Raw genomic sequence first — 18,096 nt, forward strand, 5'->3', positions numbered from 1 at the left:
GCGCCCGCTTGCGGGAGAAGCAGCGGTATCGCGTCGCGCTTCCTCGCGCACGCCAGGCCCTAACATGGTCCCCTCACACCCCGGGGAGCCTCACCATGCGCCGCACCGCCCTCCTGCTGCTCGCCTTCGCCGCCCTGCCCGCGCAGGCGGCGACCGTCCTCCACTGCGAGCGCCTGTTCGACGCCCGCAGCGGCCGCGTGCTCGGCGCGCACACCGTGGTGGTGCGCGACGGCCGGATCGCCTCCGTGCAGCCCGGCCGCGCCGAGGTGCCGGACGCGACCGCGGTCGACCTCGCCGGCCGCACCTGCCTGCCCGGCTGGACCGACCTGCACGTGCACCTGGGCAGCCAGTCGGGCCCGCAGAGCTACTCGGAAGGCTTCCGCCTCGATCCGGTGGACTTCGCCTACCGCTCGGTCGGCTACGCGCGCAGCACCCTGCTGGCCGGCTTCACCAGCGTGCGCGACCTCGGCGGCGAGGTCGCGCCGCACCTGCGCGATGCGATCGAGCAGGGGCTGGTGGAGGGCCCGCGCATCTTCGCCGCCGGCAAGTCGATCGCCACCACCGGCGGCCACGCCGATCCGACCAACGGCTACAACTCCATGCTCTCGCACCTGCTCGGGCCGCCCGGGCCGACCGAAGGCGTGATCAACTCCGTGGACGACGCCCGCCAGGCCGTGCGCCAGCGCTACAAGGACGGCAGCGACGTCATCAAGATCACCGCCACCGGCGGCGTGCTGAGCTACGCGCGCTCCGGCGACGCGCCGCAGTTCACGGTCGACGAGATCCAGGCGGTCGTCGACACCGCGAAGGACTACGGCTACACCGTCGCCGCGCACGCGCACGGTACCGAGGGCATGAAGCGCGCGGTGCTGGCCGGGGTGACCAGCATCGAGCACGGCACCCACATGACCGACGAGGTGATGCGGCTGATGCGCGAGCACGGCACCTGGTACGTGCCGACCCTCTACGCCGGCCGCTTCGTGGCGGAGAAGGCGGCGGAGCCGGGCTACTTTCCCGAGATCGTGCGCCCCAAGGCGGCGACCATCGGCGCGCAGATCCAGGAGACCGCCGCGCGCGCCTACCGCGCGGGGGTGAAGATCGCCTTCGGCACCGACCAGGGCGTCGGCCCGCACGGCGACAACGCCCGCGAGTTCCTGTACATGGTCGAGGCCGGCATCCCCGCGGCCTACGCGCTGCAGGCGGCCACGGTCCACGCCGCGACCGTGCTGGGCGTGGACGACCAGGGCGCGATCGAGACCGGCCATCGCGCCGACATCATCGCGGTGCCGGGCGATCCGGTGGCCGACATCGCGGCGGTGCTGGACGTGCAGTTCGTGATGAAGGACGGCGAGATCTACAAGTCGCCCTGACCCCCACCGCGGTACGAATCCCCGCCCCCGCGGCCCGCGCCCCCCAACGGCCCGGCGGGGCCCGTGTACCGCGCGCCCGGCTCCGGTTATGCTGGCCGCATGCCCGTTTCCGAACCGGACCCGGCGCCCGCGGAACCTCCGAGTCCGCCGCGCCCCGCCCGCCCGACGGCGCCCGGCCTTCGCGCCGCGCGGCCCTTCCCCATGACCGAACGCCCGCGTCTGCGCACGCGGGCCCAACCGCGTGCGCGCGATCCGCGCGCCGCAGCCGGAGCCTGCCCCGATGTTTGAATGGATGAGCGATCCCACCGCCTGGCTGGGGCTGTCGACCCTGATCCTGCTCGAGATCGTGCTGGGCATCGACAACCTGGTGTTCATCGCGATCCTGGCCGACAAGCTGCCGCCCGCGCAGCGCGACCGCGCGCGCATCATCGGCCTGACCCTGGCGCTGGGCATGCGGCTGGTGCTGCTGGCGATGCTGTCGTGGATCATGCGGCTGACCGAGCCGCTGTTCGAGGTGTTCGGCCGCGGCTTCTCCGGCCGCGACCTGATCCTGATCCTGGGCGGCCTGTTCCTGCTGTTCAAGGCGACGATGGAACTGCATTCGCGGCTGGAAGGCCGCGAGCACGCGACCACGTCGGCCGCCTACGCCAGCTTCGGCGTGGTGGTCACCCAGATCGTGGTGCTGGACGCGGTGTTCTCGCTCGATTCGGTGATCACCGCGGTCGGCATGGTGCAGCACCTGTCGATCATGTACATCGCGGTGACGGTGGCGATGGGCGTGATGCTGCTGGCCAGCAAGCCGCTGACCCGCTTCGTCAACGCCCACCCGACGGTGGTGATGCTGTGCCTGGGCTTCCTGCTGATGATCGGCCTGAGCCTGCTGGCGGAGGGCTTCGGCATCCACCTGCCGAAGGGCTACCTGTACGCGGCGATCGGCTTCTCGATCCTGATCGAGCTGTTCAACCAGCTGGCGCTGCGCAACCGCCGCAAGCGCGAGGCGGTGCGGCCGCTGCGCGAACGCACGGCCGAGGCGGTGCTGCGCCTGCTGGGGCGGCGCGCCGACGGCGCCGAGCCGCACGCCGACGCCCACGTCGAGGACCGCGTCGCCGACGAGGCCGAGCGCGCCTTCGACGACGAGGAGCGCGACATGGTCTACAACGTGCTCGGCTTCGCCGACAAGCCGATCGAATGGCTGATGACCCCGCGCCTGGACATCGTCTGGATCGACCTCGACGACGACCGCGACGCCATCGTCGCCGCGCTGCGCGAGTCGCCGCACAGCCGGCTGCCGGTCGCGCGCGGGGAGCTGGACCGCTTCGAGGGCGTGGTCGAGGCGCGCACGCTGCTGCGCCAGCTGCTCGACGGCGGCGAACTGGACCTGGCCGCCGCGATCTCCGCGCCGCTGGTCGTGCACGAGGGCGCGAGCGCGCTGCGCGTGCTGCAGGACATCAAGCGCCACCCGCTTCCGATGGCGCTGGTGCTCGACGAGTACGGCAGCGTCGAGGGCCTGGTCACCGCCAGCGACGTGCTTGCGGCGATCGTCGGCGATCTCGCCGACACCCAGGACCCCGACCGCATCGCCGCGCGCAGCGAGGACGGCAGCTGGCGGCTGGACGGCGGCATGCCCGCCGCCACCGCGGCGCAGCTGCTCGGCTTCGCCCTGGACGAGAACGCCAGCTACCACACCCTGGCCGGCCTGCTGATCTACCACCTCGACCGCCTGCCCCAGCCCGGCGAATGCCTGGAACACGAAGGCTGGCGCTTCGAGGTGGTGCGCATGCAGGGCGCGCGGGTGATCGAGGTGCGCGCCACGCCGCTGGCCGAGGCGCCGCAGCCCGCCCCGTGAACGATCCCGACCCGCGCCCGCTGCCGCCGGAACCGCCGCTGCCCAGCGACTGCTGCGACAGCGGCTGCGCGGTCTGCGTGCACGATCTCTATGCCGAGGAACTGGCCGACTATCGCGCGCGCCTGGCCGCCTGGATGCAGCGGCATCCCGAACGCCGGGATCCCGCTTGAAACGACCGGCGCCTCGCCCGGATACTCTCCCGCACGTCCGATACGGAACCTGCACGAAATGGAGATTCGAGCCGCCCGACGCCGCTTCGGGATCCGCTGCGCCGCCGCGCTGGCGGCGTGTCTTCCCGCGGCGTCCGCGTTCGCCGCGCAATGGTGGATCGTCTCCGCCTCCGGCGATCAAAGCCCTCGCTACTCGGTCTTCGCCGACGAGGACAGCATCCGGACGTTCGACAACCCCGATCCGGCCGGCGGCCGCCAGCTCGCGGCGATCGAGATGAAGGTCGTGCGCGAGGACGGGACGGACGCCGTGGAGGAGACGCACGTCTACCAGATCGATTGCCAGCAGCGGAAGCTCCGCGTCGCGGCCCTGTTCAAGCATCCTCGCCGGACCAGGGAGCTGTCGTACGACGGCAGCTCCTTCTACAGGGTGCCCCGGGGGACCGCATCGGTCGAGCTGTCCAACGCGCGATCGGCGCAGTGGGAGACGCCGCACGCGCACTTCCAGCAGCAGGCGGTCTTGTTCGTCTGCGAGCCCGACATGCGGACGCGCGACGGTCTCTTCGGCCAGCTTTCCATCGGCGACCGGGATCCGGTCTCGCTCGTCGTCACCACCTGGGACGTGCAGAGCGAATCGCGGCTGCGCGGCGCATCGCAGGAGGCCACGCCATGATCCGCCCCTTGCGCGCGCCGATCGCCGGCGCCTGCCTGCTGCTGCTTCTGCTGGCGTCCGGCGCGGCGCCGGCGCAGACCGCGTGCCCGCAAGGCGTCGCCCCGGGCAGCCCGTCCTGCGGGCCCGGAGGCGGAAGCGGCCTGTGGACGCCGCCGCCACCGCCGATCGTCAGAGAGCCCAAGCTGCACGGCGCGATCGCCATCGGCACGACCGAGCACGGCAAGACGATCGGCGCCGGGCAGTGGATCGGGTCGCGCCGCGACGCCCGCGTGGTGGCGACGAACGCGTGCCGGGACAACGGCGGCAGCGATTGCCGGGTCGCGATCCACTATGCGGACGAATGCGCCTCGATCGCCTATCCCCTCGCCGACCCGATGGCCACCCATGCGGCGAAGGCCGAGGAACGCGACGAGGCCGAGCGGACCGCCCGGGCCCGATGCGAGCGCGACGGCAGCCCCTGCAGGACCGCCTATACGCACTGCACCGACTGGTCCGCCTGGCGGAACCGGTGATCGGCTGACGCCGGGATCGCGCATGCGCTGCGTTAGCATGCTCGTCCCCCGCCGCACCCGAGGTGCCCCATGCCCGCCACGCCCGCCTATGCCGCGCCGTCGCCGCGCGCGCCGCTCGCCCCGCTGACCATCGAACGCCGCGATCCGCGCGAGCGCGAGGTCGCGATCGACATTCTCTACTGCGGCGTCTGCCATTCCGACATCCACCAGGCCCGCGACGAATGGGGCCGCGGCATCTTCCCGATGGTGCCCGGCCACGAGATCGTCGGCCGCGTGGCCGCCGCGGGCGCGGCGGCGTCGAAGTTCGCGGTCGGCGACATCGTCGGCGTCGGCTGCTTCGTCGATTCCTGCCGCGAATGCCCGCAGTGCCGCGCCGGCGAGGAGCAGTACTGCGACCAGGGCATGACCGCCACCTACAACAGCCGCGAGCGCGATACCGGCGCGCCCACCTACGGCGGCTACTCCACCCGCATCGTGGTCGACGAGGCCTACGTGCTGCGCGTTCCCGAGGGCATTCCGCTCGAGCGCGCCGCGCCGCTGCTGTGCGCCGGCATCACCACCTACTCGCCGCTGCGCCATTTCGGCGTCCAGCCGGGCGACGCCGTGGCCGTGGTCGGCCTCGGCGGCCTGGGCCACATGGCGGTGAAGCTGGCCCGCGCGATGGGCGCCGAGGTCACCGTGCTCAGCACCTCGCAGGCCAAGCGCGACGACGCGCTCGCCCTCGGCGCGAACGATTTCCTCTCCACCCGCGAGGACGGCGTGTTCGAGGCCAACGCGCGCCGCTTCGACTTCATCGTCGACACCGTGTCCGCGCCGCACGACTACAACGCCTACCTCGGCCTGCTGAAGGTGGACGGCACCATGGTGCTGCTGGGCATCCCCGACGCGCCCACGCCGGTCGGCGCGTTCCCGCTGGTGTCCAAGCGCAGGCGCCTGGCCGGCTCGATGATCGGCGGCATCCGCGAGACCCAGGAGATGCTGGACTTCTGCGCCGCGCACGGCGTCGCCGCCGACGTCGAGGTGATCGGCATCTCGGCGATCAACGAGGCCTACAAGCGCATGCTCGCCGGCGACGTGCGCTACCGCTTCGTCATCGACATCGCCAGCCTGCGGGAAGGCTGATCCCGCGTCCGGACCGGCCCGCCCCGCGGGCGGGCCTGCCGGCGCCGGCGCTCAGGACAGCGCGCGTTCGATATCCTCCAGCGGCGCGTTGGTGAGGTTCTTCGCCACCTCGAAGCGCAGCCGCTGCACCGTCTCCTTGTGCAGCAGCGGCCGGATCTGGCCCAGCGTCTGCGGATCGGCCAGCAGCACCAGATCGGCATAGCGCTGCTTCAGCGCGCCGGCATTGAGGCGCTGCGCGAGTTGCTTGGCGAAGGTCGCCTCGTCGATCTCCGAACCGTCGGCTTCCGGCGGCATGCTGCCGGCCGGGCCGTCGTCGTTGATGTCGGCCGGTTCGAGCAGTTCCTCCTGCCGCAGCGTCAGGCTGCGCTCGTCGCCGACGTTGCGCAACACGCGCGCGCCGCCGCCGTCGGCCACCACGATCAGGGTCCCGGCCGGAATCTTCACCGTCATTCGTCGTCTCCTGCATGGGCGATCGCCCGTCGCGCCGCATCTTGGACGCCCGCCCGTGACGGGCGCGGGGACGCCGCGTCGAGAGCCTGGACGGCGCTCAAAGCGCCGCGAGCGCGGTCTCGATCGCGCGCGCGTGCACGGGGCGCACCAGCCGGGCGACCTCCACGCCGTCGCGCAGCAGCACCAGGGTCGGCCACAGCTTCACGCCGTAGCTGCGGCCGAGCGGACGCCCGCGGCCGTCCTCGATGCGCAGGTGGCGCACGTCGTCGCGTCCGCGCAGCGCCGCGTCGACCAGCGGCCGCGCGGCCTGGCAATGGCCGCACCCGTCGGTCCCGAAGTCCAGCACCACCGCGCCCGGCAGGGCCTCGGCCTGCTCGCGGGTCAGCGTTTCGGGGGCGTAGCGGCTGCTGGGTGGCACGGCGGCGGTCTCCTGGTCGCGACGGCGTCCGCCCGGTCGCGCGCCGGCGCGCGGCGCCCGCGGCGCGAAGCCCGCCGGGGAACCGGCCCACCCGCACCGCCAGCGGCGCGCTCGCCGTCCGGAGCGCGCCTGGGCCGCATCGCCAACCGAAGGTTGCGCGATGCCATGGCCGATCGTACCTTGGCTGCCGCCTTTCGCGTCGCCCGATCGCACGTTCGGGATGCGAACGCCACGCAGGAGCACGGCATGACCCAGGCCATCGACCCGATCAAGCTCAAGGCCGCCGCGGAACGCCTGGCCTGGGTGCTCAAGCAGTATCCCCGCAGCGACGAAGTGCAAGGGCTGTTGCGCGCGCTCTGGCCATTGCTCGAGGACGCCAGGGCCGGACGCGTGCGCGAACCGCTGGACGGCGAGTCGATTCCGGGCGCCTGCAACTTCGGCGACGGCGTCTACGCGCCCTACAAGCACCCGGACGTGGATGAGGCCTACGCCGCGTTCTACAGGGAAATCGGCGGGCGCGAAGCGCGGCTTCCGGCACGCGCGCGAACGCGCGCGAGCGGCCGGTGAACGCAGGCGCCGGACGCCGCGCATCGCGCGCGCCCCGGCCCCGCGCGCTTCAGCGCCGCGCGCGCCGGCGCTGCCACGGGCGCAGTACGGCCAGCGCCGCGAGCCCGGCCAGCAGGCCCGCGGTCAGGTAAACGCCCAGTTCCACCGCATGCCCGAGCGCGCCCGGCGGCAGGCGTGCGGCGACCCAGCCGTGGACAGCCGCATCGGCATGGACCAGCAGGCCGCCGCCGACCAGGAACATCGCCAGCGTCCCCACCACGGTCAGCCCCCGCATCAGCCAGGGCGCCGCGGCCACCAGCCGCCGGCCCAGGCGCGCGCGGCCGCCGCCGAAGCGCGACAGCCAGAGGCCGGCGTCGTCGAACTTCACGATCGCCGCGACCGTGCCATAGACGCCGGCGGTGGCGAGCAAGGCGATCGCCACCATCACCATCACCTGCTCCAGCAGCGGCCGGCCCGCGACCACGCCCAGCGACAGCACGGTGATCTCCGCCGACAGCACGAAGTCGGTGCGGATCGCGCCGCGGACCTTGTCGCGCTCGGCCGCGGCCAGATCGGGGGGCGCCTGCGCGGCGGCCGCCGCGCGCGTGGCGTCGCGACCGCCGGCGGCCGGGCCGGCCGTCCGCTCGACCACCTTCTCCGCGCCCTCCAGGCACAGATAGAGGCCGCCGGCGACCAGCAGCGGCCCGATCGCCGCCGGCAGGAAGGCGCTCAGCGCCAGCGCCGCAGGCACCAGGATCGCCTTGTTGCGCAGCGATCCCTTGGCGACCGCCCACACCACCGGCCATTCGCGGCTGGCGCGCACGCCCGCGACCTGCTGCGCGTTGAGGGCGAGGTCGTCGCCGAGCACGCCGCCGGTCTTGGCCGCGGCGACCTTGGTCAAGGCGGCGACATCGTCCAGCACCGAGGCGATGTCGTCGAACAGCGCGAGCAGGCTGGCGCCGGCCATAGGGATTCCCGGATGCGGGCGGGCATTCTCGCCCGGCCGCGGCGGCGACGCACGCGCCCTCGCCCGCACGCAGCGGGCCGACGTTGCAACCGGATGCGAAGTCGGTCACATTCACGACCCCATCGCGATCGCTTTTCTAGTGTCGGGTTTCTCCGCAGTGCGCTCCAGACCGGTCGGCCCCATGCCCCCGCCCTCGTCGCCCGCCATCGCACGCGCCATGGAAGCCGTGGAACGGGCGCTGGCGCAACTGGAAGCGGAGATGCCGGACCTGCAGCATCTCCACCGCGATCTGTTCTCCTACGCCAACGCCTGGGCCGAACGGCACGACGCGGTGCTCGATCTCGCCCCGCCCTCGGCGCGTGCGGACGTGGAGGCGCGCCTGCGCCGGATCGGCATCCGCTGGGGCCTGGCCGACGGCGTGCGCTCGACCGGGCAGTTCCCCGCGCTCGATCCGCCGCAGCGCCCGCGGCAGGCCGCGCAGGCCGCGTCCTACGGCCGCTCGATCGCCAGCAGCTCCACCTCGAACAGCAGCGACGCGCCCGGCGGGATGACGCCGCCCGCCCCCCGATCGCCGTAGGCGAGGTCGGCCGGAATCCGCAGCTCGCGGCGCTCGCCCACGCGCATGCCGGCCACGCCTTCGTCCCAGCCGCGCACCACCCGCCCCGCGCCCAGCAGGAACGAGAACGGCTGGCCGCGTTCGCGCGAACTGTCGAAGGCGGCGCCGCGCAGGTCCGGCGCGTTCCGGTCGTAGAGCCAGCCGCTGTAGTGCACCGTCACCGTGTCGCCCGCGCGCGCGGCCTCGCCCTGCCCCGGCGCGAGTTCGACCACCTGCAGTTCGTCCACGCCGCCGCCGGCATAGGGCGCGGGGCCGGCCCCGCAGCCGGCGAGCAGCAGACACAGCGCGAGGCCGGGCGGGACGAGACGGCGAAGGGGATGCGGCACGGCGCACCTTCTGGCGGCGGAGGGCCGCTCAGGATGCCACGGCCTCGCCCGCGGCGTGGCCCGAGGCCCAGGCCCACTGGAAGTTGTAGCCGCCCAGCCAGCCGGCAACGTCGAGCACCTCGCCGACGAAGTGCAGGCCGGGCACCTTCCGCGACTCGAAGGTGGCCGAGGACACCTCGGCGGTGTCCACGCCGCCCAGGGTGACCTCGGCGGTGCGGTAGCCCTCGGTGCCGCTGGCCACCAGCGGCCAGTCCTGCAGCAGCGCCGCCATCCGCCGCAGCTCCGGCGGCGCGTACTGGCGCATCGGCCGGCTCGGCAGCCAGCGCTCAGTCAGGCGCTGGGCGAAGCGCCGCGGCAGCGCCTCGGCCAGCAGGGTCCGCAGCTCGGCGGCCGGCCGCTCGCGCTGCCAGGCCTGCAGCAGCGCGTGCGCATCGCGGCCGGGCAGCAGGTCCAGGCGCAGGTCGTCGCCCGGGTGCCAGTAGGACGAGATCTGCAGGATGGCCGGGCCGCTCACGCCGCGGTGGGTGAACAGCAGCGCGCTGGCGAAGGCGCGGCCGTTGCAGCGCGCCTCCACCGGCAGCGAGACGCCGGCCAGCCCGTCCAGGCGCTCCAGGTGGCGGCCGCTCAGCGTCAGCGGCACCAGTCCGGGGCGGGTCGGCAGCACCGCGTGGCCGAAGCCGGCGGCCAGCGCGTAGCCGAAGCCGCTGGCGCCGAGGCTGGGGATCGACAGGCCGCCGCTGGCGACCACCAGCCGCGCGGCGCGCACCCGGCCCAGCCGGCAATCCAGCTCGAAGCGGCCCGCGTCGTCGCGGCCCACGCGTCCGATCGCCGCCTGCGTCTCGATCCGCGCGCCGGCGCGCGCGCACTCGTCCAGCAGCATGCGCACCACCAGCTTCGACGACTCGTCGCAGAACAGCTGGCCGGCTTCCTTCTCGTGCCAGGCGATGCCGTGGCGCTCGACGAGCTCGAGGAAATGCCAGGGCGTATAGCGCGCCAGCGCGGACTTGACGAAGTGCGGATTGGCGCAGAGGTACTGCTCGGGCGAGGTGCCGGTGTTGGTGAAGTTGCAGCGCCCGCCGCCGGACATGAGGATCTTCTTGCCGACCCGGTTGGCGCCTTCGAGCACCAGCACCCGCAGGCCGCGCCCGGCGGCGGTCATCGCGCACATCAGGCCCGCCGCGCCGCCGCCCACGATGGCGACATCGACCTCGACCGCGCTCATCGCGGCCTCCGCCCCGGGCCCTGCGGCGGCGCATCGTGGAGCGGTCGGAGCGGGGACGGAGACATCGCGAAAGGAGAGCCGGAAGCCGCGCATTCTAGGGCCTGCCGCGTCGGGCTTCATCGCCGCCGGAAGCGCGGATGCGAGAATAGGCCGGTTTTTTCGCACGGAATGCCCATGATCTTCCGCATCTCGCTGTGCCTGATCCTCGCCCTGTCGCTCGCCGCCGGCCTGGCGCCGGAGGCGTTCCAGGCGTGGACCGGGCAGGCACTGGCGGAGGTGATCCGCCACGTCGGCTGGCTGTACCTGCTGATCGTGTTCCTGATCCTGGCCTTCGTCGCCTACATCGCCTTCGGGCCGCTGGCGCGGCTGCGCATCGGCGGGCGCGACGCCGAACCGGAGTTCTCCAACACCGCGTGGCTGTCGATGCTGTTCGCCGCCGGCATGGGCATCGGCCTGGTGTTCTGGGGCGCGGCGGAGCCGGTCTCGCACCTGGTGACCCCGCCCGAGGGCCTGGCGCCGGAGAGCCCGCAGGCCGCGCGCGCGGCGATGCGCTACGCGTTCTTCCACTGGGGCCTGCACCCGTGGGCGATCTACGCGCTGATGGGCCTGGCGATCGCCTGGTTCCAGTACAACCGCAACGGCCGCGGTCTCATCAGCGACCTGCTGCAGCCGCTGATCGGCGAGCGCCACCGCGGCTGGATCGGGCGCGCGGTGAACATCGTCGCCGTCGTCGCGACCGCGCTCGGCGTGGCCACCACGCTCGGCATGGGCACGCTGCAGATCGGCGCGGGCCTGTCCCGCGTGTTCGGGCTGCAGAACGGCCTGCCGCTGCAGATGGCGGTGATCGCGGTGGCCTTCGTGCTGTACACGGCCTCCAGCGCCAGCGGCGTGGAGCGCGGGGTCAAGTGGCTGTCCAGCTTCAACCTCGCCCTGGCCGGCGCGCTGCTGGTGCTGGTGGCGCTGCTGGGGCCGACCGGCTTCGTCTTCGACACCTTCACCACCTCGCTGGGCAGCTATCTCGACCACCTGGTCGAGATGAGCCTGCGCATGGCGCCGTTCTCCGGCAGCAACTGGGTCGCCGACTGGACGATCTTCTACTGGGCGTGGTGGATCTCGTGGTCGCCGTTCGTCGGCGCCTTCATCGCCCGGGTCTCCTACGGCCGCACCCTGCGCGAGTTCGTGCTGGGCGTGGTGGTCGCGCCGACCCTGCTGGGCTTCGCCTGGTTCGCTACCTTCGGCGGCACCGCGCTGTGGGCGCAGCTGTTCGGCAGCGTGGACATGGCCGGCGCGCTGGCCGGCGGCTACGAGACCGTGCTGTACCTGATGTTCGACAGCCTGCCGCTGTCGGGCCTGCTGGCGGCGCTGGCGATCCTGCTGGTGGCGATCTTCTTCGTCACCTCCGCCGACTCCGCGGTGCTGGTGCTGGGCTCGATGTCCAGCGAGACCGCCGGCGACCCGCCGCTCAAGCGCAAGCTGGTATGGGGTTCGGCGATCGCGCTGGTGGCCGCGGCGATGCTGGTCGCCGGCGGGCTGGAGGCGCTGCAGGCGCTGATCACCATCGCCGCGCTGCCCTTCGCGCTGCTGCTGGTCGGGGTGATGGTGGGCCTGTACCGGGTGCTGAGCCTGGAGGCGCTGCGCGAGAAGGCCGAGGAGCGCCGCGCGCGGCGCGCGATCGAGGCCTGGATCGAGCGCGAACAGGCGCAGCAGGCCGAGCGCGAGGCCGCGGGTGGGGATTAGCTTCCGGACGGCGCGGTCGCCGCGCCGCCGGCATTCCGGCGCGGTCGCCGGAGCCTGCCTGCCGGTAGCGCCGGCGCGGCGCGCTCATGCGCTGCGCGCCCGATGCCGGGAGCGCGGGGCGGCGTGTCAGCCGCCGACCGCCTCGCCGCCGGCGCCTTCGCCCGGCGCGCTGCCGCCGCGCAGCCGCTTCAGCAGCCACACCGCGCCCAGCACCGCGGCGCCGGCGACGATCCCGACCAGGGCGTTGCCGATCATGCCAACCAGGGTGCCGAGCAGGCCGGGCGGCGCGACATCGGCGACCAGATCGTGCAACGGGCCGATGGCGTGGACCAGGATGCCGCCGCCGACCAGGAACATGGCCGCGGTGCCGACCACCGACAGCGTCTTCATCAGCCACGGCGCCGCGGCGACGATGCCGCGCCCCAGCGCCGCGCGCGCGCCGTCCTTGGCCGCCAGCCACGCGCCGGCGTCGTCGAGCTTGACGATGCCGGCCACCAGCCCGTACACGCCGACCGTCATGCCCAGCGCCACGGCCACCAGGGTCAGCACCTGCTGGCCGAAGGCGGCCTGCTGCACCACGCCCAGCGACAGCACGATGATCTCCGCCGAGAGGATGAAGTCGGTGCGGATCGCACCGCGGATCTTGTCCTTTTCCTCCGCCACCACGTCCACCGCGGGATCGGCCAGCCGCGCCAGGTGCTCGGCGTGGCGCTTGTCCTTGTCCTCGGGGTGCAGCAGGCGATGCGCGATCTTCTCCACGCCCTCGTAGCAGAGGAAGGCGCCGCCGATCATCATCAGCGGGGTGATCGCCCAGGGCAGCCACGCGCTGATCGCCAGCGCCGCGGGTACCAGGATCGCCTTGTTGAGCAGCGACCCCTTGGCCACCGCCCACACCACCGGCAGCTCGCGCTCGGAACGCACCCCGGCGACCTGCTGCGCGTTGAGCGCGAGGTCGTCGCCGAGCACGCCGGCGGTCTTCTTGGCCGCGGCCTTGGTGAGGATGGCGACGTCGTCCAGGATCGAGGCGATGTCGTCGAGCAGGGTCAGCAGGCTGGCACCGGCCATGGGGGCTCCGGAGGACGGCGATGAGGGAAGGGGAGGCAGGGGACGCGTCCGTCGCCCGGCGCCATTGTGCGGCATCCAGGGGCGGCATGGTGCGGTGCACCGTCGCCGCGGCTCCGCCCCGTCGCCCGCGCACTTGCGCCCGTTCACCGGCATGAAGCCGCGCGTGAAGCGCGCCGGCACAAAGGCGGTGCGAACCGCGCGCCTGCGCGCCCTGCACGCGTGGCCTGCTGCGTGTGGCCGGCGTGAATCACCCGCCATCGACCGCGGCGACGCTACTCCAGGCGCTCCCCCGCAACCCAGCGACCCGATGAAAGCGCTCACCTACCACGGCCGCAAGGACGTGCGCGTCGAAACGGTCCCCGACCCCAGGCTGATCGAGGCCGACGACATCCTGCTGCGCGTCACCGCCACCGCCATCTGCGGCTCCGACCTCCACCTCTACCGCGGCAAGATCCCGGAAGTGCACGAGGGCGACATCCTCGGCCACGAATTCATGGGCGTGGTGGAGGAGGCCGGCCCCGGCGTCACCCGGGTGCGGCCCGGCGACCGCGTGGTGATTCCCTTCGTCATCGCCTGCGGCGAGTGCTTCCATTGCCGGCTGGACGAGTACGCGGCGTGCGAGACCACCAACACCGGCCAGGGCGCGGCGCAGAACCGCAAGGGCCTCAAGCCGCCGGCGGCGCTGTTCGGCTACAGCCATCTCTACGGCGGCATCCCCGGCGGCCAGGCCGAGTACGTGCGCGTGCCGCAGGCCAACGTCGGCCCGCTGCGGGTGCCCGACGCGCTGCCGGACGAGCAGGTGCTGTTCCTGTCCGACATCCTGCCCACCGGCTACCAGGCCGTGCTCAACGCCGAGGTCCGCGAGGGCGCCACCGTGGCGATCTTCGGCGCCGGCCCGGTCGGCCTGATGGCCGCGGCCTGCGCGCGCATGCGCGGCGCCGAGCGCATCTTCATGGTCGACCGCCACCGCTACCGGCTCGATTTCGCCGAGCGCGCCTACGGCGCGACCCCGATCGATTTCGCCGAGCGCGACGATCCGGCCGCCTGGATCGTCGAGGAGACCGGCGGCCGCGGCGTGGACGCGGCGATCGACGCAGTCGGCTTCGAGGCCAAGGGCAGCGCCGCGGACACCGTGCTCACCACGCTCAAGCTCGAGGGCAGCAGCGGCTTCGCCCTGCGCCAGTGCATCGCCGCCACGCGACGCTGCGGCATCGTCAGCGTCCCCGGCGTCTATGCCGGCTTCGTGCACGCCTTCATGTTCGGCGACGCCTTCGACAAGGGCTTGGCCTTCCGCATGGGCCAGACCCACGTGCAGCGCTTCATGCCGGAGCTGCTGGAACACATCGGCAACGGCGACCTCGATCCCGGCGCGATCGTCTCCCACCGCCTGCCGCTGGCCGAGGCCGCGCACGGCTACGCCCTCTTCGACGGCAAGGCGCAGGACTGCCGCAAGGTGGTGCTGACGCCCTGACGGGCGACGCGCCGGCCCCTGCCGGGGCCCGGCGCTCAGCCGCGCGCGCCGAGCCCCGGCACCGTGGGCGACGCCGCGTCGGCAAGCTCGTGCTCGAGCCGGGCCAGGTACGCGGCGAAGCCGCCGCAGGCGCGCGCCTTGCGCCGCGCGCTGGTGATCACCGCCGGCGCGGGCGCCCAGCGGATCGTCGCGCCGCAGGCCTCCAGCGCCGCCACCAGGGCCACGTCCTCGCCGCAGGCCAGCGGCGCGAAGCCGCCGCAGCGCCGGTACGCCGCCGCCGACACGCCCAGGTTGGCACCGTGCACGTGCCGGTGCCCCGGCACCTGCGGGTGGGCGCGCAGGTAGGCCTCGACGGTGGCGGCGGCGTATCCGCTCCAGTCGTCCACCGCCACCATGCCGCAGAACGCGTCCGTGCCGGACTCGAGCTGGCCGCGCAGCCAGTCGTGCGGCACCCGGCTGTCGGCGTCGGTGCACGCCAGCCAGCGCGCGCCCAGCGCCAGCGCGCGCGCGGCCGCCGCGCGGCGCGCGGCCCCCACGCTGCCCGCGCGCACGTCCATCGCCTCGGCGCCGTATGCGAGCGCGATCTCGCGCGAGCGGTCGGTGCAGCGGTCGAGCGCCACCACCGTGCATACCGTCTCGCCGGTCGCCTCGACCGCCCGCGCGGCCTCGCGCACCGAGGCCAGGCAGCCGCCCAGCAAGGCCTCTTCGTCATGCGCCGGCACGAGGACCGCGATCACGCCAGTCCCTCGCGCTGGGCGACCGAGGCCATCGTGCCCCAGCCCTCCAGCAGCAGGTCGGGATCGCGGTAGGCGAACAGCCGCGGCAGGCCGATGCCGTCGAACACGCGGTGCGCGTCCTCGCTGGCGGTCAGGCGCTCGGCGAAGGGCCAGCGCCAGTGGCAGGCGACCAGGGTGCCGCCCGGCTCGAGCGCCGCCTCCAGCCGGTGCGCCATCCGCGCGAGCGCGCCGGCGTCGAGGTAGTAGGCCAGCTCGCTGACCACGATCAGGTCGAAGCGCCCGTCCGGCCACTCGTCCGGGTGCCGCTGCCGGCGCAGCTCGACGTGGTCCAGGCCCGACAGGCGCGCTCGCGCGTGCGCCAGCGCCGCCCCGGCGGCGTCGGTCGCGACCACGCGCCCGCAGCGCGCGGCGAGCGCCTCGGTCAGCGCGCCGACCGAGCAGCCCGCCTCCCAGCAGCGCGCGAACCGCGCCTGCGGCAGACAGGCCAGCAGAAGCTCGCGCTTGCGGCGCTCGTACCAGCGCGCATCCACGCCCCAAGGGTCGGGAACGTCGTGCAGCCGCTCGAAGTAGTCCAGGTCCGCGATCACAGCACGAAGGTCTCGAAGTCGCGGCGGAAGCGCGCCAGCACCCAGCGCGGCAGGATCGGCTCGGCCGCCGCGGGCATCGCCGACCCGCGGCCGAGCTGGCTGGCGAAGGCGCGCAGCGCCCACAGCTTGCGCGCGCGGGTCGGCCGGTCCAGCGGCAGCCGGCGCATGTCCGCCACCGGCAGGTCGCGGCCGTCGGGATGGGCCCAATGCCAGCCCCAGACCGGGAACTCCATCCGCCGGCAACCGGCGCGGCCGGCCGCGTCGGCGACCGCCGCGGCCGCGGCCTCGTGGTCGGGATGGCCGTCGCGGCGCCAGGTGGTCAGGACCAGATCGCGGGGCTGCAGCAGGCGATGGATGCGCAGCGCGAGCGCGGCGCCCGCCGCCTGCAGGCCGCCGTCGGGCAGGCGCAGGTGCTCGACGCCGCCGCTGGCCACGCCCAGGCGCTCCAGCGCGCGATGCAGTTCGACCCGCCGGATCCGCGCAAGCGACGCGCGCGCAGCCCCGGGCAGCGTCGGGTAGCAGCGCTCGCCGTCGGTCAGCGCCAGCACCCGGACCGGCAGCCCGCGCGCCGCGGCCAGCGCCATCAGGCCGCCGGCGCCGAGCACCTCGTCGTCGGGGTGCGGCGCGACCACCACCAGCCGGCGCGCGTCGCCCAGCAGCGCATCCGGCGCCGCCTCCGGCAACGCCCGCAGCCAGGCGGCCCGCAGCCAGTCCGGCTCGGGCGTGCCGCGTCCGGCGATCAGGCGCGCGTCGGCGCCGTCGGGCGCGGCGGCGGGCAGGCGCGTGGCGTCGGCCGCGGCATCGGTCAGGGCAGCCACGGGGCGCGCTCCAGCGCGTGGGCCGCTTCGCCCAGGGCCTGCAGGTCCTTCTCGGCGTGGTGCTGGCGGACGAACACCGCCAGGTCGGCGCAGCGCTGCGCATGCGTGCGCTCCAGGCACAGCGGCGCCGGGCCGAGCGCGCGCCCCACGCGATCCAGCGTCAGCGCGCAGGCGGCCTCCACCGCGCTGCGCACGCGCACCACCGCATCGCGGTGGGCGCGCGCGGGCGCGGCGTCGATGGCATCGGCGGTCTCGCGCAACAGCGCGGCCGAGGCGGCCAGCGCCGCGTCGATCGCGCCCAGGTGCGCGGCCGCGTGCGGGTTCCGGACGACGGCGGCGTCGCACCGCAGCCGTTCGGCGACCGCGGCCGCGCCGCCCTGCCAGCAGGCGGCGACCCCGGCGCCGCCGTGCCAGAAGCCCGGCCGCTCGAGGTAGGCGCGCGCTGCGCCGACCGCGCGCGCGGGCGTGCCGTCGAAGCGCACCTCGCCGCTGCGCACCGCGCCCATGCCCAGCGCCTGCCAGGCCGCGTCGTCGACCTCGACGCCGGGTGCGTCCAGGGCCACCGCCGCCAGCCCGCGCTCGCCGCCGGGCAGCCGCACCGTGACCAGCGCATGGCTGACGAAGTCCGCGCCCGAGCACCAGGCCTTGCGGCCGTGCAGGCGCTCGCCCTCCAGGCGCAATTGCGCATGCGGCGGCTCGGCGGCCCACACCGCCCAGACCTCGTCGTGCCCGGGGCCGGGGGCCTGCAGCTCGGCGCAGATCGCCTGGGCGTCGTAGTGGGCCTCCAGCACCTTCGCCAGGGCGAGGTCGCGCGCGGCCAGTTCCGCCAGCGCCCGCCAGCGCGCGCGCGTGCCGCGCCCCGGCAGCGGTAGCGCCGGCCGCTCGCGCAGCGCCTCGCGCACGGCCTTGCGCAGCGCCGGGCCCGCCAGCGGCGGATAGACGGCGGGCGACGCGGCAGCGATGCGGGAGCTCTCGACGGGCACGGGCGACCATCCCTGGGGAGGACGAGGCACCGTAGGCAGCTGCAAGTGAGCGCGGCGCGAACCCGGTCGCCGACGTCGTGCGGCCGGCCGCCGACGCAGCGCGCTCAGCCGCACGGCGGATCGGCGGCCGGAAGGCCCGGCGCAGCGCGTCCGGACCGTCGATCAGCGCGACGACGCAGCCCCTCGTCTACAGCGCCTCCATTCGCCGCCGGGCGGTGGACCAGCCAGCGTGTCGAACGCCTGCACGCCGGATACCCGGTCGACGAGCCAAGCCGCGACGCGATGCGGCACGACGGCGGGGCCAGGCCCTGGGCTGTATCGACAGTCAGCGCGCGAAAGGCCCGCTCTTGGAGGCACGCTGTCTGGCCTGCCCCACAAGCGGGGAGCCTCTTGTTTTTCCCTTCCCCCGCAAGCGGGGAGCATCTTGTTTTTCCCTTCCCCCGCAAGCGGGGGAAGGTGCCGA

General features: G+C 74.1%; 20 protein-coding genes. 10 read left to right on the plus strand and 10 right to left on the minus strand.

Features of this window, described 5'->3' with window-relative positions; translation table 11 throughout:
• Positions 1-95: 95 nt before the first annotated feature.
• The 6 genes from Z164_RS0115925 (at position 96) to Z164_RS0115950 (ending at position 5,690) form a co-directional block, all read left to right on the plus strand.
• Positions 96-1,370: a metal-dependent hydrolase family protein gene (locus Z164_RS0115925; protein WP_024891673.1), complete on the plus strand. Its 1,275-nt coding sequence runs from the start codon at positions 96-98 to the stop codon at positions 1,368-1,370.
• A 292-nt stretch (positions 1,371-1,662) separates the two neighbouring features.
• Complete coding sequence (locus Z164_RS0115930) at positions 1,663-3,216, plus strand: TerC family protein (RefSeq protein WP_236621815.1); 1,554 nt, start codon at positions 1,663-1,665, stop codon at positions 3,214-3,216.
• On the plus strand, positions 3,213-3,386 hold the full coding sequence (locus Z164_RS23405) for an oxidoreductase-like domain-containing protein (protein WP_043690456.1): 174 nt from the start codon (positions 3,213-3,215) through the stop codon (positions 3,384-3,386). The genes Z164_RS0115930 and Z164_RS23405 overlap by 4 nt, the downstream gene beginning before the upstream one ends.
• A 58-nt stretch (positions 3,387-3,444) precedes the next feature.
• Positions 3,445-4,056, plus strand: a complete 612-nt coding sequence (locus tag Z164_RS22590) for a hypothetical protein (protein ID WP_024891675.1) — start codon at positions 3,445-3,447, stop codon at positions 4,054-4,056.
• An 8-nt stretch (positions 4,057-4,064) separates the two neighbouring features.
• Complete coding sequence (locus Z164_RS22595; RefSeq protein ID WP_152540974.1) at positions 4,065-4,568, plus strand: DUF4189 domain-containing protein; 504 nt, start codon at positions 4,065-4,067, stop codon at positions 4,566-4,568.
• Between the two features lie 69 nt (positions 4,569-4,637).
• Positions 4,638-5,690, plus strand: a complete 1,053-nt coding sequence (locus tag Z164_RS0115950) for an NAD(P)-dependent alcohol dehydrogenase (protein WP_024891677.1) — start codon at positions 4,638-4,640, stop codon at positions 5,688-5,690.
• A 51-nt stretch (positions 5,691-5,741) separates the two neighbouring features.
• Here the strand turns inward: Z164_RS0115950 and Z164_RS0115955 are convergent, their stop codons facing one another.
• Together Z164_RS0115955 and Z164_RS23410 are read right to left on the minus strand one after the other, a co-directional pair.
• Positions 5,742-6,140: a host attachment family protein gene (locus tag Z164_RS0115955; RefSeq protein ID WP_024891678.1), complete on the minus strand. Its 399-nt coding sequence runs from the start codon at positions 6,138-6,140 to the stop codon at positions 5,742-5,744.
• A 97-nt stretch (positions 6,141-6,237) separates the two neighbouring features.
• Positions 6,238-6,558 (minus strand): thioredoxin family protein, encoded by a 321-nt coding sequence (locus Z164_RS23410; protein ID WP_024891679.1) that lies wholly within the window; start codon positions 6,556-6,558, stop codon positions 6,238-6,240.
• A gap of 246 nt (positions 6,559-6,804) precedes the next feature.
• Here Z164_RS23410 and Z164_RS23415 point away from each other — a divergent pair, with 246 nt between their 5' ends.
• On the plus strand, positions 6,805-7,125 hold the full coding sequence (locus Z164_RS23415; protein WP_024891680.1) for a hypothetical protein: 321 nt from the start codon (positions 6,805-6,807) through the stop codon (positions 7,123-7,125).
• A gap of 49 nt (positions 7,126-7,174) precedes the next feature.
• Here Z164_RS23415 and Z164_RS0115970 read toward each other — a convergent pair whose 3' ends face one another.
• Positions 7,175-8,071: a DUF808 domain-containing protein gene (locus Z164_RS0115970; protein WP_024891681.1), complete on the minus strand. Its 897-nt coding sequence runs from the start codon at positions 8,069-8,071 to the stop codon at positions 7,175-7,177.
• 181 nt (positions 8,072-8,252) lie between these two features.
• Here Z164_RS0115970 and Z164_RS0115975 point away from each other — a divergent pair, with 181 nt between their 5' ends.
• Entirely contained in the window at positions 8,253-8,648 is a 396-nt protein-coding gene (locus Z164_RS0115975; RefSeq protein ID WP_152540975.1) for a hypothetical protein, read from the plus strand.
• On the opposite strand, the gene Z164_RS0115980 is transcribed toward Z164_RS0115975, so the two are convergent.
• Together Z164_RS0115980 and Z164_RS0115985 are read right to left on the minus strand one after the other, a co-directional pair.
• Positions 8,561-9,013, minus strand: a complete 453-nt coding sequence (locus Z164_RS0115980) for an FKBP-type peptidyl-prolyl cis-trans isomerase (RefSeq protein WP_024891683.1) — start codon at positions 9,011-9,013, stop codon at positions 8,561-8,563. The genes Z164_RS0115975 and Z164_RS0115980 overlap by 88 nt on opposite strands.
• Positions 9,014-9,041: 28 nt before the next feature.
• Positions 9,042-10,235 (minus strand): BaiN/RdsA family NAD(P)/FAD-dependent oxidoreductase, encoded by a 1,194-nt coding sequence (locus tag Z164_RS0115985; RefSeq protein WP_024891684.1) that lies wholly within the window; start codon positions 10,233-10,235, stop codon positions 9,042-9,044.
• 174 nt (positions 10,236-10,409) lie between these two features.
• Here Z164_RS0115985 and Z164_RS0115990 point away from each other — a divergent pair, with 174 nt between their 5' ends.
• Positions 10,410-11,972: a BCCT family transporter gene (locus tag Z164_RS0115990; protein WP_024891685.1), complete on the plus strand. Its 1,563-nt coding sequence runs from the start codon at positions 10,410-10,412 to the stop codon at positions 11,970-11,972.
• A gap of 126 nt (positions 11,973-12,098) precedes the next feature.
• On the opposite strand, the gene Z164_RS0115995 is transcribed toward Z164_RS0115990, so the two are convergent.
• Entirely contained in the window at positions 12,099-13,037 is a 939-nt protein-coding gene (locus Z164_RS0115995; protein ID WP_024891686.1) for a DUF808 domain-containing protein, read from the minus strand.
• 307 nt (positions 13,038-13,344) lie between these two features.
• Here Z164_RS0115995 and Z164_RS0116000 point away from each other — a divergent pair, with 307 nt between their 5' ends.
• Complete coding sequence (locus tag Z164_RS0116000) at positions 13,345-14,508, plus strand: zinc-dependent alcohol dehydrogenase (RefSeq protein WP_024891687.1); 1,164 nt, start codon at positions 13,345-13,347, stop codon at positions 14,506-14,508.
• A 35-nt stretch (positions 14,509-14,543) separates the two neighbouring features.
• Here Z164_RS0116000 and Z164_RS0116005 read toward each other — a convergent pair whose 3' ends face one another.
• The 4 genes from Z164_RS0116005 to Z164_RS0116020 are packed head-to-tail and all read right to left on the minus strand — an operon-like array spanning position 14,544 to position 17,633.
• Positions 14,544-15,245 (minus strand): glycosyltransferase family 2 protein, encoded by a 702-nt coding sequence (locus Z164_RS0116005; protein ID WP_024891688.1) that lies wholly within the window; start codon positions 15,243-15,245, stop codon positions 14,544-14,546.
• Entirely contained in the window at positions 15,242-15,832 is a 591-nt protein-coding gene (locus Z164_RS0116010) for an SAM-dependent methyltransferase (protein WP_321166289.1), read from the minus strand. Before Z164_RS0116010 ends, Z164_RS0116005 begins: the two co-directional genes overlap by 4 nt.
• A complete protein-coding gene (locus Z164_RS0116015; protein ID WP_024891690.1) occupies positions 15,829-16,650 on the minus strand; it encodes a PIG-L deacetylase family protein in 822 nt (273 codons plus the stop codon). Before Z164_RS0116015 ends, Z164_RS0116010 begins: the two co-directional genes overlap by 4 nt.
• Entirely contained in the window at positions 16,638-17,633 is a 996-nt protein-coding gene (locus Z164_RS0116020) for a hypothetical protein (RefSeq protein ID WP_024891691.1), read from the minus strand. The genes Z164_RS0116015 and Z164_RS0116020 overlap by 13 nt, the downstream gene beginning before the upstream one ends.
• Positions 17,634-18,096: the final 463 nt, after the last annotated feature.

The sequence above is a fragment of the Luteimonas huabeiensis HB2 genome (genome assembly GCF_000559025.1).
GTDB lineage: Bacteria > Pseudomonadota > Gammaproteobacteria > Xanthomonadales > Xanthomonadaceae > Luteimonas > Luteimonas huabeiensis.

What these genes read in the sequence shown, in the direction of transcription:
- Z164_RS0115925 (WP_024891673.1), top strand. Translation starts at nt 96, where the DNA reads ATGCGCCGCACCGCCCTCCTGCTGCTCGCCTTCGCCGCCCTGCCCGCG.
- Z164_RS0115930 (WP_236621815.1), top strand. Translation starts at nt 1,663, where the DNA reads ATGAGCGATCCCACCGCCTGGCTGGGGCTGTCGACCCTGATCCTGCTC.
- Z164_RS22590 (WP_024891675.1), top strand. Translation starts at nt 3,445, where the DNA reads ATGGAGATTCGAGCCGCCCGACGCCGCTTCGGGATCCGCTGCGCCGCC.
- Z164_RS0115950 (WP_024891677.1), top strand. Translation starts at nt 4,638, where the DNA reads ATGCCCGCCACGCCCGCCTATGCCGCGCCGTCGCCGCGCGCGCCGCTC.
- Z164_RS0115955 (WP_024891678.1), bottom strand. Translation starts at nt 6,140, where the DNA reads ATGACGGTGAAGATTCCGGCCGGGACCCTGATCGTGGTGGCCGACGGC.
- Z164_RS23415 (WP_024891680.1), top strand. Translation starts at nt 6,805, where the DNA reads ATGACCCAGGCCATCGACCCGATCAAGCTCAAGGCCGCCGCGGAACGC.
- Z164_RS0115970 (WP_024891681.1), bottom strand. Translation starts at nt 8,071, where the DNA reads ATGGCCGGCGCCAGCCTGCTCGCGCTGTTCGACGACATCGCCTCGGTG.
- Z164_RS0115975 (WP_152540975.1), top strand. Translation starts at nt 8,253, where the DNA reads ATGCCCCCGCCCTCGTCGCCCGCCATCGCACGCGCCATGGAAGCCGTG.
- Z164_RS0115985 (WP_024891684.1), bottom strand. Translation starts at nt 10,235, where the DNA reads ATGAGCGCGGTCGAGGTCGATGTCGCCATCGTGGGCGGCGGCGCGGCG.
- Z164_RS0115990 (WP_024891685.1), top strand. Translation starts at nt 10,410, where the DNA reads ATGATCTTCCGCATCTCGCTGTGCCTGATCCTCGCCCTGTCGCTCGCC.
- Z164_RS0115995 (WP_024891686.1), bottom strand. Translation starts at nt 13,037, where the DNA reads ATGGCCGGTGCCAGCCTGCTGACCCTGCTCGACGACATCGCCTCGATC.
- Z164_RS0116000 (WP_024891687.1), top strand. Translation starts at nt 13,345, where the DNA reads ATGAAAGCGCTCACCTACCACGGCCGCAAGGACGTGCGCGTCGAAACG.